This window comes from Flagellimonas flava (assembly GCF_900129665.1).
GTDB lineage: Bacteria > Bacteroidota > Bacteroidia > Flavobacteriales > Flavobacteriaceae > Flagellimonas > Flagellimonas flava.
The window spans coordinates 1,122,978-1,137,277 of record NZ_FQWL01000001.1 but is presented as its reverse complement, the minus strand read 5'-3'; the positions used below and the strand labels follow the sequence as shown (position 1 = coordinate 1,137,277).

At 42.6% G+C, this 14,300-nt stretch carries 12 protein-coding genes; 5 read left to right on the top strand and 7 right to left on the bottom strand.

The features are described 5' to 3' along the window. The first annotated feature begins 17 nt into the window (after positions 1–17). Complete coding sequence (gene ettA / locus BUC10_RS05240; RefSeq protein ID WP_073176889.1) at positions 18–1,709, top strand: energy-dependent translational throttle protein EttA; 1,692 nt, start codon at positions 18–20, stop codon at positions 1,707–1,709. A gap of 15 nt (positions 1,710–1,724) precedes the next feature. Here ettA and BUC10_RS05235 read toward each other — a convergent pair whose 3' ends face one another. Both BUC10_RS05235 and BUC10_RS05230 read right to left on the bottom strand, forming a co-directional pair. Further along, complete coding sequence (locus BUC10_RS05235) at positions 1,725–2,405, bottom strand: hypothetical protein (protein ID WP_073176888.1); 681 nt, start codon at positions 2,403–2,405, stop codon at positions 1,725–1,727. Positions 2,406–2,472: 67 nt separating this feature from the next. Next, the gene (locus BUC10_RS05230) at positions 2,473–3,249 is read right to left on the bottom strand and encodes an MBL fold metallo-hydrolase (protein ID WP_073176887.1); all 777 of its coding nucleotides are present in this window, start codon (positions 3,247–3,249) and stop codon (positions 2,473–2,475) included. Positions 3,250–3,419: 170 nt separating this feature from the next. Between BUC10_RS05230 and BUC10_RS05225 the strand changes: the two genes are divergently transcribed. Continuing rightward, complete coding sequence (locus BUC10_RS05225) at positions 3,420–4,307, top strand: hypothetical protein (protein ID WP_073176886.1); 888 nt, start codon at positions 3,420–3,422, stop codon at positions 4,305–4,307. 74 nt (positions 4,308–4,381) lie between these two features. Here BUC10_RS05225 and fumC read toward each other — a convergent pair whose 3' ends face one another. The 4 genes from fumC to prfB form a co-directional block, all read right to left on the bottom strand. Further along, positions 4,382–5,779: a class II fumarate hydratase gene (gene fumC / locus BUC10_RS05220; RefSeq protein ID WP_073176885.1), complete on the bottom strand. Its 1,398-nt coding sequence runs from the start codon at positions 5,777–5,779 to the stop codon at positions 4,382–4,384. 325 nt (positions 5,780–6,104) lie between these two features. After that, on the bottom strand, positions 6,105–6,614 hold the full coding sequence (locus BUC10_RS05215; RefSeq protein ID WP_073176884.1) for a hypothetical protein: 510 nt from the start codon (positions 6,612–6,614) through the stop codon (positions 6,105–6,107). A gap of 64 nt (positions 6,615–6,678) precedes the next feature. Then, complete coding sequence (gene arsC / locus BUC10_RS05210; RefSeq protein ID WP_073176883.1) at positions 6,679–7,026, bottom strand: arsenate reductase (glutaredoxin); 348 nt, start codon at positions 7,024–7,026, stop codon at positions 6,679–6,681. 60 nt (positions 7,027–7,086) lie between these two features. Continuing rightward, a protein-coding gene (prfB, locus tag BUC10_RS05205; RefSeq protein ID WP_116465738.1) for a peptide chain release factor 2 occupies positions 7,087–8,182 on the bottom strand; the annotation gives its coding sequence in 2 pieces (ribosomal slippage) (positions 7,087–8,118 and positions 8,120–8,182; 1,095 coding nt in all). 82 nt (positions 8,183–8,264) lie between these two features. On the opposite strand from prfB, the gene BUC10_RS05200 reads away from it, so the two are divergent. Together BUC10_RS05200 and BUC10_RS05195 are read left to right on the top strand one after the other, a co-directional pair. After that, on the top strand, positions 8,265–10,667 hold the full coding sequence (locus tag BUC10_RS05200; protein ID WP_073176882.1) for a zinc-dependent metalloprotease: 2,403 nt from the start codon (positions 8,265–8,267) through the stop codon (positions 10,665–10,667). A gap of 12 nt (positions 10,668–10,679) precedes the next feature. Beyond that, positions 10,680–11,705, top strand: a complete 1,026-nt coding sequence (locus tag BUC10_RS05195) for a threonine aldolase family protein (RefSeq protein ID WP_073176881.1) — start codon at positions 10,680–10,682, stop codon at positions 11,703–11,705. A gap of 5 nt (positions 11,706–11,710) precedes the next feature. On the opposite strand, the gene BUC10_RS05190 is transcribed toward BUC10_RS05195, so the two are convergent. After that, positions 11,711–12,037 carry a YbaB/EbfC family nucleoid-associated protein gene (locus BUC10_RS05190; protein ID WP_073176880.1) on the bottom strand — a complete coding sequence of 109 codons (327 nt, stop codon included), beginning with the start codon at positions 12,035–12,037 and terminating at the stop codon, positions 11,711–11,713. Positions 12,038–12,097: 60 nt separating this feature from the next. Here BUC10_RS05190 and BUC10_RS05185 point away from each other — a divergent pair, with 60 nt between their 5' ends. After that, positions 12,098–14,236, top strand: coding sequence for a S9 family peptidase (locus BUC10_RS05185; protein WP_073176879.1), 2,139 nt, complete (start codon positions 12,098–12,100; stop codon positions 14,234–14,236). The last annotated feature ends 64 nt before the right edge of the window (positions 14,237–14,300 follow it).

Genomic DNA, 14,300 nt, shown 5'->3' with positions numbered 1-14,300 from the left:
AAATAAACAACTACCGAATGTCAGACGATAAGAAGGTCATTTTTTCAATGTCCGGGGTGACCAAGACGTTTAAAACCGCCAATACCCCTGTTTTAAAGAATATTTATCTCAGCTTCTTTTATGGAGCTAAAATTGGGATTCTGGGACTCAACGGTTCTGGAAAATCCACCTTGTTGAAGATTATAGCGGGAGTGGATAAGAACTATCAGGGCGATGTGGTTTTCTCTCCCGGTTATACAGTTGGGTATTTGGAACAGGAACCACAACTGGATGAGGATAAGACAGTCTTGGAAGTGGTAAAGGAAGGTGTTGCGGAAACCGTGGCGATTTTGGACGAGTATAACAAGATCAATGATATGTTCGGCCTTCCGGAAGTTTACGAAGATGCAGATAAGATGCAGAAGCTTATGGACAAGCAAGCTGCGCTTCAGGATAAAATTGATGCGTCCAATGCTTGGGAGTTGGACACAAAGTTGGAAATTGCTATGGACGCCCTTCGTACTCCAGAATCGGACAAGAAAATCGGGGTGCTTTCCGGTGGGGAACGTAGAAGGGTGGCCCTATGCCGACTGCTGCTTAAAGAACCTGATGTTTTACTCTTGGATGAGCCCACAAACCACTTGGATGCGGAGTCTGTACATTGGTTAGAGCACCATTTAGCACAATATAAAGGTACGGTGATAGCGGTAACGCACGATCGTTATTTCTTGGATAATGTGGCTGGTTGGATATTGGAATTGGATAGGGGCGAAGGTATTCCATGGAAAGGAAATTACTCGGGTTGGCTAGACCAGAAGGCCAAGCGATTGGCGCAGGAGAGCAAACAGGCTTCTAAAAGACAAAAAACCTTGGAACGGGAGCTGGACTGGGTTCGTCAAGGTGCCAAGGGAAGACAGACCAAGCAGAAAGCGCGTTTAAAAAATTACGATAAGCTTTTGAGCCAAGACCAAAAACAATTGGAGGAAAAATTGGAAATCTATATTCCGAACGGCCCTCGATTGGGTACAAATGTCATAGAGGCCAAAGGCGTGAGCAAGGCCTATGGCGATAAATTATTGTACGAGGACCTGAACTTTAACCTTCCACAAGCTGGTATTGTTGGAATCATTGGACCAAATGGCGCTGGAAAAACTACTATTTTCCGGATGATCATGGGAGAGGAAAATCCGGATAAAGGGGATTTTGCCGTTGGTGATACCGCCAAGCTGGCCTATGTAGACCAAAGTCACTCCAATATTGACCCTAATAAAACCATTTGGGAAAACTTTAGTGATGGACAGGAATTGGTAATGATGGGAGGGAAGCAGGTAAACTCTAGGGCATATCTGAGCCGCTTTAACTTTTCTGGAAGCGAGCAGAACAAGAAGGTAAGTATGCTATCTGGGGGAGAGCGCAACCGACTCCATTTGGCCATGACCTTAAAAGAAGAGGGGAATGTGCTGTTGTTGGATGAGCCTACGAATGATTTGGATGTGAATACACTAAGGGCTTTGGAAGAGGGTCTAGAGAATTTTGCAGGATGCGCGGTAATCATCTCGCACGATAGATGGTTCTTGGATAGGATTTGTACACATATTTTAGCTTTTGAGGGCGATTCGCAGGTGTATTTCTTTGAAGGGTCTTTCTCTGACTATGAGGAGAACAAAAAGAAACGCTTGGGAACGGATATCATGCCCAAGCGTATCAAATACAAAAAGTTGATTCGCTAAAACCAACCAACGGATTTATTTTTTGGCTTCCAAAGCCAGTAAACCTTCCTGAAGTAATTTACGGGCATTTTCCAGGTACATTTGTTGATGATGTTCCAGACTGTTTGGGCCTTCCTTATCTTCGGAAGTATCTTGTGAAATAGATTTTGAAAGTGTCACCAAGTTTTTAATGGCCTCTTCGGCTGCCTGCAGTCGTTCCGAGGAATGCTTATCAAAAACCTTGATCATTTCCATTTCCATGGAAGCTTCGTTTTGACTTGTCTCTACGTAAGCTTCATGCTCCAAGGTGCTTTCGGCACTATCTTCTACCACAACCGGAGTGGCTCCAAGGGTGCATTCGTCCAAGAGGGTTATAACCTCGTTGATGATGCCCATGGATTTTTTTGAGAAATAACGGCCGGCATCCCAATCAACAGGTTCTACGGCTTTTTGTAAGACTTCAATGGCGTCCAATCTTTTATCCTCAGAAGCATCGCATCCGCATTCTGCTTTAAAGCTTTCGGATTTTTCCAAGGCAACCAATGCCCTTTCTGCATAATACATCTGGTGTTCAAAATTGGTGGCGCTCAGTGCCTTTTTTGTATGACTCAGCCCATAAGTGATTTTGGCGTAGAAATTATCGCACTGATTGGCAAGGGAAATGTTTGCTGCAAAAACGCATGCTAAAGCAAACAAAGCATAATATTTGTTGGTCATGGTTAAGTACTGATTTGGGTTTGGTACTTCAATAGTAACGTTGAGGCCGCTTCATTATTATATAGGTCTAGAATTCGTCCTTGGGGTACCAATCGAGTTGCACGACCTTAATTTTCGGTTTTTTTTGTTCGATTAGAGTCCTAAATCTTTTGACATCTCCTACATTGGGTCTACCTCGATAATGATACGGATAGACCGCCATGGGCTGAAATTCCAACACTGCATCGGCTGCACTATCAACGGTCATGGTATAAGGAAGGTTCATACAAACAAATGCCTTGTCTATATTTTTTAAGTTTCTCATCTCGGGGATATCCTCGGTATCCCCTGAAAAATAAATACGTTCTCCACCCATGTTTAGAACATAGCCATTACCACGACCCTTGGTATGGAATTTTAAGGCTTCTTCCCTAAGATTATACATAGGAATGGCTTCAACGGTAATACCATATCTATCTTTTGAATCCCCATTGTTGAGCACATCAATTTGAGGGATAAATTCTTCTGGCATCTTATCGGCCACGGCCTGTGGCATCATAATTTTGGCATTGCGGGTATCCAGTTCTTGGAGGGTTTCCAAACTAAAATGATCTCCGTGAATGTCCGTGATCAATATTAAATCAGGAAGTTTATGGTCCTCAAAGGCCTTTTTGCCGCCAACAGGGTCTATATATATGGTATACCCTTTCCATTCCAATACCGCGGTTGCATGTTCAATTGGATGGATTTTAAGTTCACTGTTCATTTGGGGTTTTTCCGAAATAATTACTTTTTGTCCCAAAATGGGCATGGAGACAAGTGCCAGAATTAGACTTGTAGCAAGTTGAAGATACTTTTTTTTCATAATGGAGAAATTTCAAGAGGACATTAAAATTAGTGTATCCGCTTGATTACCAAATGTTTTTTTCAGATAATTTCATCCACAAAAATCCAAATCAAAAACTATTGCGTATATAACTCAGAACACAATTGATTAAAACACTTTAAACGCAAAGATCAATTAATTTAAAAGTTATGACGGAAACAAAAAGTAACAACGGATTAAAGGTAATAGCTGGTCTACTTGGGGTAATCCTTTTGGGAACTATCATCTATACAGTAAGCCTTTACCAGGATAAGAAAAAGACCACCAATGCACTTACCCAAGAAAAAGAATTGGTAGTAGATGATTTGAACAATCTTAAATCTGAGTACGACAAGGCTATTTTGGAAAGCAACGCTACTAATGAAGAATTGGTTGCTGCTAGAGACAATATTGCAAAGTATATCGATTCTGTGCAAGGAATGAAAGCTGACATTGCTTCCCTATCTAGATACAGAAGACAAGTAAGCGTTCTTAAAGCTGAAAGGGAAAAATTGTTGAAGCAAGTTGATTCTTTGACAAGCTCAAACACCTTGTTGGCCATGCAGAGAGACAGCACATTTGTTGAGTTGGAAAAACAAACTGTATTCAACGATTCTTTGGTTGTACAAAACACCCAGTTGGCTGATGCCGTAGAAAGAGGTTCTGCACTTAGCCTTTCTACTTTCACTGTAGACGCGGTAAGAGAAAGAAACAGCGGAAAATTGGTTTCTACTTCCAGAGCTAAAGCTACTGACAAATTCAAAGTTTGTTTTACAGTTGCAGACAACGTAATTGCTGAAGCAGGTGACAGAGAATTCTTTATTGAAGTACTAGACCCTCAAGGTAATGTTTTGGGTGACAGCTTCTCTAAATCTAGCGAAGATGGTGCCTCTATTAGCTATAGCAAGGGAACTAACTTCTACTATGAGAACAGCTCCTTGGATGTTTGTGATTATATCAACAAGCCAGCATCCGATTTCCAGAAAGGGAACTACATGGTTAATGTTTATGATGGTGGATTGAAGTTGTTAGGAACTTCCAAATTTGCCTTAAAATAGTATACACTATCCACATTTCACAAAAAAGCCCGGTTCTTGTTTGAATCGGGCTTTTTTAGTTGCTGGGATTTTGTTTACTTCAAACTTCCCACCATATCTTCAGGTTTAACCCATTCATCATATTCTTCTGCACTCACATAGCCCAAATTGATGGCTTCCTCGCGAAGTGTTGTTCCATTCTTGTGGGCCGTATTGGCAATTTCTGCTGCCTTATAATACCCTATTTTGGTGTTTAAAGCCGTTACGAGCATGAGGGAATTGTTCAACAAGGTCTTAATGACCTCGTGATTGGGCTCAATACCAACAGCGCAGTTCACGTCAAAACTTACACAAGCATCCCCAAGTAATTGGGCTGATTGCAAAATGTTTGCTGCCATCATGGGTTTAAACACGTTTAACTCATAATGTCCCTGGGTACCACCAACGCTAACCGCTACATCGTTTCCTATCACTTGTGCACAAACCATGGTCATGGCCTCACATTGGGTGGGATTTACTTTTCCGGGCATAATGGAACTCCCAGGTTCGTTCGCTGGAATAATAATTTCACCAATGCCCGAACGGGGACCAGAGGCCATCATCCGAATATCATTTGCTATTTTATTTAGGGATACGGCCAATTGCTTGAGAGCCCCATGACTTTCCACAATAGCATCGTGGGCAGCCAAGGCCTCAAATTTATTTTCTGCGGTTTGGAAAGGTTGACCGGTAAACTCTGAGATGTATTTGGCCACCAGAACATCATAACCATTGGGGGTGTTGAGTCCCGTACCAACGGCGGTCCCTCCCAAAGCCAATTCGCTCAAATGGGGAAGTGTGTTTTTTAAGGCTTTTAGGCCATGATCCAATTGGGATACATAACCAGAAAACTCCTGACCTAAGGTTAGGGGAGTGGCATCCATGAGGTGCGTCCGCCCAATTTTGACCACGTCCTTGAACTCGTTCGATTTTTTTGCCAAGGTGTCTCTAAGCTGCTCCACCCCGGGAATGGTAACTTCTACTATTTTTTTATAGGCTGCAATGTGCATCCCGGTTGGGAAGGTGTCGTTGGAAGATTGACTTTTATTGACATCGTCATTGGGTTGGATGGTTTTTTCTCCCTCCCCAATTTTCTTGCCTGCGATTTCATGTGCTCGGTTGGCAATAACCTCATTGACGTTCATATTGCTCTGTGTTCCGGAACCAGTCTGCCAAATAACCAAGGGAAACTGATTATCGTGCTTGCCCGCTAGAATTTCATCACAGACCTGACCAATCAAATCTCTTTTTTCTTCGGCAAGGACACCAAGTTCATGGTTGGTGTAGGCCGCCGCCTTTTTCAAATAAGCAAAACCATAGACCACTTCCAATGGCATGGAGGCTGGCGCTCCTATTTTAAAATTGTTCCGGGAACGTTCGGTCTGGGCTCCCCAATATTTGTCCGAGGGCACTTTAACTTCGCCCATGGTATCTTTTTCAATTCTAAAACTCATGTGTACATTTTTTAGGATATGCAAAGTTAGGACTTCGTCAAGTTATTTTACCTGACATCTGTACAATTGCACATTTTTTAATTTGAGATTTGCTTTTTTATATGAAATGAAGGTATCTTTGTGCAACAAAAGGAAATAACATGTTTGATTTTGACCAGTACCTAGGATTTTTAGCATTTTTGACCATTTTGACCATTGGTTTTTGGTTGATGATTTTCCTCTTGACTTTTGTGGTACCCTATTGGTTATTTGGGAACCTTATGGAAATGTATAAAGAAAGACGTGAGGCCAAGCGCGCTCAACGAAACGAATAAAAAAAGAGGCTTTAAGCCTCTTTTTTAGTTTTAGATTTCTTTTTCTTCTTTTTATCCTTCTTTTTCTTTTTCACCTTGAACTTGTTTTCCTGAAGTTCTACATAGGCCAAGTATTTTTCCTCAGGAAGCCCAGTTTTTAGCTCCTGATCTTGACGATCTCGGATTTTTTCCACTTCCTCCTGCATCTTTTGGGGCTCCAGCTCCAGGATTTGAAGTTCTATTCGCTGTTGCACGGATTTTACCAAAGTGGTTCGCACTACTGCTTCCTCAAAAGGGTCTAAACCCAGCTCCTCCTTAATCGTTGGCATTTCCAAATCCACAATCTCCTCTGCGGTCAAAGGGTCCGCTTTTTTTGGTGCTTCCTGGGCCTGTGGGATGGAACTGCGCTGTCGTCCAAAACGGTTCCCATAACCATACCCGCTTCCATAGCGATTACCATAACCGTATTGGGCTACCAAATCATTGGCAAATAGCAACCCCATGAATAGGGCGAGTGGTAGAAGTATTTTATTTTTTTTCATCAGTACCTTAAATTAATGGTGTTTAAGTCCTATGTATCAACCTAATTCATTGTAAATCCTTTATTTAGGACTCGAGCAAGTTACTAATTTTATCAGCAGGTCTTGCAACCACCGCTTTTTTACCCTTGACAACAATGGGCCGCTCAATCAATTTTGGATGTTCAATCATAGCCTTGATAATTTCTTCATCTGTAAGGTCTTTGCCCCGGTATTGTTCCTTCCAGATTGCTTCATTTTTTCGAACCAACTCCATAGGGCTGATACCAAGAAACTCAATGACAGTTGTTAAATCTTTTATGCTTGGAACATCTTCCAAATATCGTACCACTTCAAAGGCCTCCCCAGAATTTTCCAAAAATTCCAAGCCTTCACGTGATTTTCTGCATCTCGGGTTGTGATATATTTTAATCATGTTTATTCAATTACTGTTTCTGTCCTTAGGATTCCAAAATCCAACAAACGAATTCCAGAACTATTCCTCTTTTTGCCCCATCATCATTAGAAAGGCCTTCAGAAAAGGATTTAATTCTCCGTCCATTACCGCATCCACATTTCCGGTTTCTTCACTTGTACGCACATCCTTGACCAATTTATAGGGATGCATCACATAATTCCGAATTTGAGAACCCCATTCAATTTTCATTTTAGAGGATTCTATCTCAGCCCTAGCTTCTTGTTTTTTGCGAAGTTCAATCTCATACAATTGCGATTTCAACATCTTCATGGCGGTCGCCCTATTGTCGTGCTGAGATCGTGAATCCGAGCAGGAAATTTGGATTCCCGTTGGCTTGTGAACCAATTGCACCTTTGTTTCTACCTTGTTGACGTTTTGCCCACCAGCTCCACTAGATCTTGCGGTAGTAATTTCAATATCGGCTGGGTTGACTTCAATTTCTATGCTATCATCCACCAAGGGGTATACGTATACGGATGCAAAAGAAGTGTGTCTTTTAGCATTACTGTCAAATGGTGAAATACGAACCAGGCGATGCACCCCATTTTCGCCCTTCAACCAGCCAAAGGCAAATTCTCCCTCAATCTGCAGGGTCACCGTTTTTATGCCCGCAACATCCCCTTCTTGGTAGTTAAGTTCTTTAACCTTATACCCGTTCTTTTCGCTCCACATGAGATACATGCGCATTAGCATGGAAGCCCAATCACAGCTTTCCGTACCCCCTGCACCAGCGGTTATTTGAAGTACTGCAGTTAGCTCATCACCCTCCTCAGAGAGCATATTTTTGAATTCCAGGTTTTCTATGGCGAGTTGTGCCTGCTCCAATTGTGCATCCACTTCATTCTCTTCCACCTCACCGGCCTGAAGAAACTCAAGCAACACCTCCAGGTCCCCAACCATGGAACTCGCATCGTTGAAGTCGGAGACCCACTTTTTTTTAGCCTTTAAGGCTTGCATTTGGATTTGGGCTTCTTGAGGATTGTCCCAAAATCCGGGTGCGGCAGTTTTTTCCTCCTCGTTCTCTATTTCAATAAGTTTGGCATCAATGTCAAAGATACCTCCTTAACGCGCCAAGGCGTTCAATAAGATCTTTATGCTGATCTGTGGTGGCCATACAATAAATTTCTGGCAAAAATAAGGTTTCAATATAGTCAGGCAACGAAATTTATATAATTTTAGCTACAACTATCTGAGATATGAAAAAACAGCTTTCTTACGCCATTTCGATTCTATTTTTTACCAGCGGTTTGCTGGCCCAAAATTTTGACAAAACCAAGAATTTCCAAAAATTCAACGGCTTCTTTAACTTTTACTACGATGATGCTACGGACAAAGTGTTTTTGGAAGTCAATGAACTGGAAAAAGAATTTCTATATGTGTATTCCCTGAGCAGCGGTGTCGGAAGTAACGATATTGGACTGGATAGGGGTCAGCTGGGAAATGAACAGGTGGTCTTCTTTAGAAAGGCAGGTAACAAATTACTTTTGGTCCAACCCAATATGATGTTTAGGGCCAATACGGATAACGAATTGGAAAGAAAGTCCGTAGAACAGGCCTTTGCCAAATCCGTTTTGTTCGGTTTTAAGATTGAGGAAGAATCAAAGGGCAAATACCTCATTGATATCACTGACTTTTTGATACAGGATGCCCATGGTGTTACTGCACGATTGAAATCCAGAAAACAGGGGACCTACAGTTTAGATAAATCCAAAAGCGCGCTCGCATTTGAACGTACCAAGGCCTTTCCCAAAAATGTGGAATTTGACGTCACCCTTACCTTTAAGGGGAATGCGGAGGGCGATTATATCAAATCGGTAGTTCCAAATCCTTCTTTGGTCACCGTGGCCCAACACCATTCTTTGATTGAATTGCCCGATCAAGGTTATGAGCAAAGGGAATTTGACCCCCGAAGTGGTTCTAACCTGTTCGCCTATTACGATTATGCCACACCTGTACAGGAACCTATCTTAAAACGTTTTATTTCACGTCATCGACTTGAAAAGAAAAACCCGAACGCAGAGGTAAGCGAAGCGGTGGAACCCATTGTTTACTATTTGGACAATGGAACACCCGAACCTGTGCGTTCGGCCTTGTTGGAAGGTGGGAAATGGTGGAACCAGGCCTTTGAGGCCATTGGCTATAAAGATGCCTTCCAACTAAGGATTTTACCGGATGACGCCGATCCCATGGATGTCCGTTACAATGTAATTCAATGGGTGCATAGATCTACTAGAGGTTGGAGTTATGGGATGAGTGTAAAGGACCCAAGAACTGGTGAGATTATTAAAGGGCATGTAAGTTTGGGAAGTTTGCGTATCCGTCAGGACTTTTTAATTGCGCAGGCGCTTATGGACAGGCCCTTTGCGGAGCGGGACGATAATTACCAACCAATGCTTGAAATGGCCCTAGCTCGAATTCGACAACTTTCGGCCCATGAAATTGGTCATACCCTGGGTTTTGCCCACAACTTTGCCGCTAGTACCAATAATCGGGCTTCTGTGATGGATTACCCCCATCCGCAATTTGAGCTTGACGGTGGTGAGATCCAGTTTTCCAATGCCTATGATACAGGAATTGGTGAATGGGATAAGGTTACCGTAGCATATTCCTATTCCGATTTTCCTAGCGGGACTGACGAAAAGGAAGGACTTAATGCGATTTTGGAAAAAGCACAAGCGGATGGACTTCGCTATATTTCCGATCAGGATGCTAGACCAAGGGGAGGGGCTCATGCTTTAGGGCACCTATGGGATAATGGCAGAAATGCATCACAAGAACTGGATAAGGTTTTAAAGATAAGAGAAACCGCAATCGGCAATTTTTCGATGGATAACATTCGAACAGGGGAGGCCAACTCGGTTTTGGAAGATGTTTTTGCTCCTTTGTACTTCTTTCATCGATATCAAACAGAGGCCGTTTCCAAGTTGATTGGCGGACTTGACTATAATTATAGCGTGAAGGGGGATGGCCAGCGAATGGTGTATACTATAAGCGAATCCACTCAACAAAACGCCCTTGAGTCCATTTTACGTACCCTGGATGCCTCGGAAATTGCCATACCCGAAGATAAACTGGAGCTTTTTCCGCCAAGGGCCATTGGGTATGGGCGTACAAGAGAATCGTTCAAGGGAAGAATGGGGGTTAGTTTTGACGCCCTTTCCGTTGCTGAAACAGCAGCTGATATGACATTGGGTCTTTTGTTACACCCAGAACGTGCTTCCCGATTGATACAGCAAAAAAGCTTGGATAAAAACCAGCTGGGACTGCAAGAAACCTTAGACAAGGTGATTAAGGAAACCATTCAAAAATCCCATAGGGACCCTTACTTAGAACAGGTTCAACACACCATCAATTTCAGGGTGCTAGATCATTTAATGAACTTGGCCGCAACTAGGAGCGTGCACCCTCAGGTTAATGCCATCGCCATAGAAATCTTGAAAACCCTCAAGGTATCCATTCTTAATACCGATAGAAATGCAATTTCTGCCGAAATGGTGAGGCGTATCGATGCGCTGTTCAAAGCTCCAAACAGCTTTAAAGTGATGGCTTCGCCAAAAATACCGGATGGGTCTCCCATTGGAATGGATTGTTTTCACTAAGCCTGACGTATTATGGAAGTTAATTTGATCAGTGATACGGTCACCAAACCCTCAGAAGGTATGCTTCAGGCCATAATGGAGGCCAGGGTAGGGGACGATGTCTTTAAAAACGATCCTAGTGTAAATGCCTTGGAAGCAAAAGTAGCGGATTATTTCGGTATGGAAGCCGCCCTGTTCTTTCCAAGCGGTACCATGGCGAATCAAACCGCAATCAAGCTACATACGCAACCAGGAGAACAATTGATTTGCGATAAGTACGCCCACGTTTATAACTATGAAGGAGGAGGGGTTAGTTTTAATAGCGGAGTATCATGCAAATTGGTGGATGGTCATAGGGGGATGATGACCGCTTCACAGGTCGAAGAAAGTATTAACCCGCCCGACTTTTACCACAGCCCGCTGACCACTTTGGTATGCATTGAAAACACAACCAATAAAGGAGGAGGCGCCTGTTGGGATTTTGAAGCACTAAAAAAGATTAAAAAAGTTTGTGACGCCAATGGATTACAATATCATTTGGATGGTGCTCGACTTTGGAACGCCTTGGTGGCCAAAAATGAGGACCCTAAGGATTACGGGCAACTTTTTGATACCATTAGTGTCTGTCTAAGCAAGGGATTGGGGTGCCCCGTGGGTTCGGTTTTGGTTGGAAACAAAGAATTAATTGATAAGGCCGTAAGGGTTCGAAAAGTCTTAGGTGGTGGTATGCGACAGTCCGGGTTTTTGGCCGCTGCCGGAATTTATGCGCTGGATAATAATATCGCCAGACTTTCTGAAGATCATGAAAAGGCGGCTGAAATAGGCAAGGTCCTATCGCATTTGCCTTATGTGAAAAAGGTGGAGCCCATAGAAACCAACATCATCATTTTTGAGTTGGATGAGCAGAAAATGTCCTCGGAAGTGTTTTTGGACACACTCCAGCAAAAACAAATCTCAATTATTGGAATGGGCCAGGGCAAGCTGCGCATGGTGACGCATTTGGACTACACCCAAATAATGCACAACCATCTGCTACAAACACTAAAATCTATAGGTTAGCCTTCTTATTTAAATAAGGAATCCATTCCCGGTATGTTGGGCATTCCCTCTTTGGCGACGGCTGCAAGTTCTGTTTCATTGATATTGGTTGCTTTTTCAATAGCCTTGTTCAATGTCAAAACTAGGTAATCTTCCAACTGCTCTTTGTCCTGTAACAGCGAATCGTCCACAGTTATGGATTTTATCTCCCTATTGGCGGTAATGGTAACCTTAACTTGTCCGTCGGATGAACTTTCATCAATGAGGACGGTGTTCAACCGCTCTTTGGTTGCCTTTACCTTTTCTTGGGTTTCCTTAAGTTTACCCATCATGCCCATAAAATCTCCAAACATATTCAGAATTTAAAATGTTTTAAGGGTCAAAAGTACTAATTTGGGCCAAATTAGATTGGTATGAAACATGGCTCAATCCGTCCACTTTATTTTTTGATAAGCCTTATTTTTGCAGGCGCTTGTAAAACCGAAAACAACAAATTGATGCAGATAAAGGCTCCTTTGGCCAAAAAGAACCCAACCCAGTTAGAAAAGCATGGTGACATTAGGGTGGATGACTATTATTGGATGAATGACCGGGAAGATCAGGAAGTTTTGGACTATCTGAATGCGGAAAACTCTTATTATTCAAATATGACTTCCCATACCAAGAGCTTCCAAGAAGAACTCTTTGAGGAAATGAAATCCAGAATTAAGGAAGACGACAACTCCGTTCCCTATAAATACAATGGGTATTGGTATATCACCAAATATGTCAAAGGTGGGGAATATCCCTTGTATTTCAGGAAAAAAGGCAATTTGGAGGGAGCGGATGAATTAATGTTCAATTGTAATGATCTAGCCAAAGAGCACGAGTTTTTCAATCTAAGGGGGATATCGGTAAGTCCGGACAATTCCATGGCATCATTTGCTACGGATACCGTATCGAGAAGGCAGTATACCATTCAGGTTAAAAACCTACATACAGGAGAGATACTATCGGATCACATTGAAAATACAACAGGCAGCTCCGTGTGGGGGAATGATGGAAAAACGTTGTTTTACACCAAGAAAGACCCAGTTACCCTGCGATCGGATAAGATTTATAGACATGCGCTAGGGACTTCGGCCAAGGAGGATGTTCTAATTTTTCACGAGAAAGATTCCACTTATAACACTTTCGTTTACAAAACCAAGTCCAGAAAATATATTGTAATAGGTTCGGTGAGCACGTTGACCACGGAATATCAAATTTTGGATGCGGATAATCCAGAAGGGGATTTTGAAATCTTTTCTCCACGGGAAAGGGGTGTGGAATACTCCATTGCACATTACAATGGCAATTTCTTTGTACTTACCAACAAGGATGGCGCAACAAATTTTAAACTTATGAAGGCCACAGAGGGAAAAACGAATTCCAAGGATTGGGAAGAGTTTATTCCGCATAGGGAAGCCGTGCTTCTTGAAGATGTGGAGATTTTCAAAGACTATTATGTGCTTACGGAAAGGGAAAACGGGCTGAACCAACTTAAGATTTCCCGTTGGGATACCGGTGACTCCTATTACCTTCCTTTTGATAGTGAGACCTATGTTGCCGGAACTTCGGTCAATGTTGACTTTGATACCCAGGAGCTTCGGTACTATTATAATGAAATGGGAGCGCCCTATGCCATTATCGATTTCAATATGGAAACCAAGGCCAAGAAAATATTGAAGGAGCAAGAGGTTTTGGGTGGAAAGTTCGACAAACAAAATTACCGGACAAAGCGTGTTTGGGCCACGGCCAGGGACGGTGTCAAAGTGCCCATTTCCATGGTGTACCATAAGGACACCCAATTTGATGGCAACAGTCCTTTGCTGCAGTACGCTTATGGCTCTTACGGTAGCACTATTGATCCTTATTTTTCCTCCATTAGACTAAGCTTGTTGGATCGTGGCTTTATTTATGCGATTTCCCATGTTAGGGGTGGGGAATATTTGGGCAGAAATTGGTATGAAGATGGAAAATTATACAAGAAGAAGAACACTTTTACCGACTTTATCGATTGTTCTCAATTTCTTGTGGATAATAATTACACCAGCCCAAAACATCTCTACGCTGCCGGAGGTTCCGCTGGCGGATTGCTTATGGGCGCCATAGTGAATATGGCACCTGAGCTATATAATGGGGTGATTGCGGCGGTTCCTTTTGTGGATGTGGTCACAACAATGTTGGACGATAGCATTCCCCTTACCACTGGAGAGTATGATGAATGGGGCAATCCTCATGAAAAAGAGTACTACGAATACATGAAATCATACTCGCCTTATGATAATATAACTGCCAAGGCCTACCCAAACATGTATGTTTCAACAGGTTTGCATGATTCGCAGGTACAATATTGGGAACCAGCCAAGTGGGTGGCCAAACTTAGGGAACATAAAACGGATGGTAACCTGTTGTTTTTGGACACCAATATGGACGCAGGTCACGGCGGGGCTTCAGGCCGTTTTGAATCGCTAAGGGAAACTGCCAAGGAATATGCATTTATTTTAGATTTGGAAGGAAAAGTCCCATAAAATAAAAAGTGCTATTTTTGTGCCGGATAAATTGTTGCCTAACCAACGATTTGCCCCTTACCTA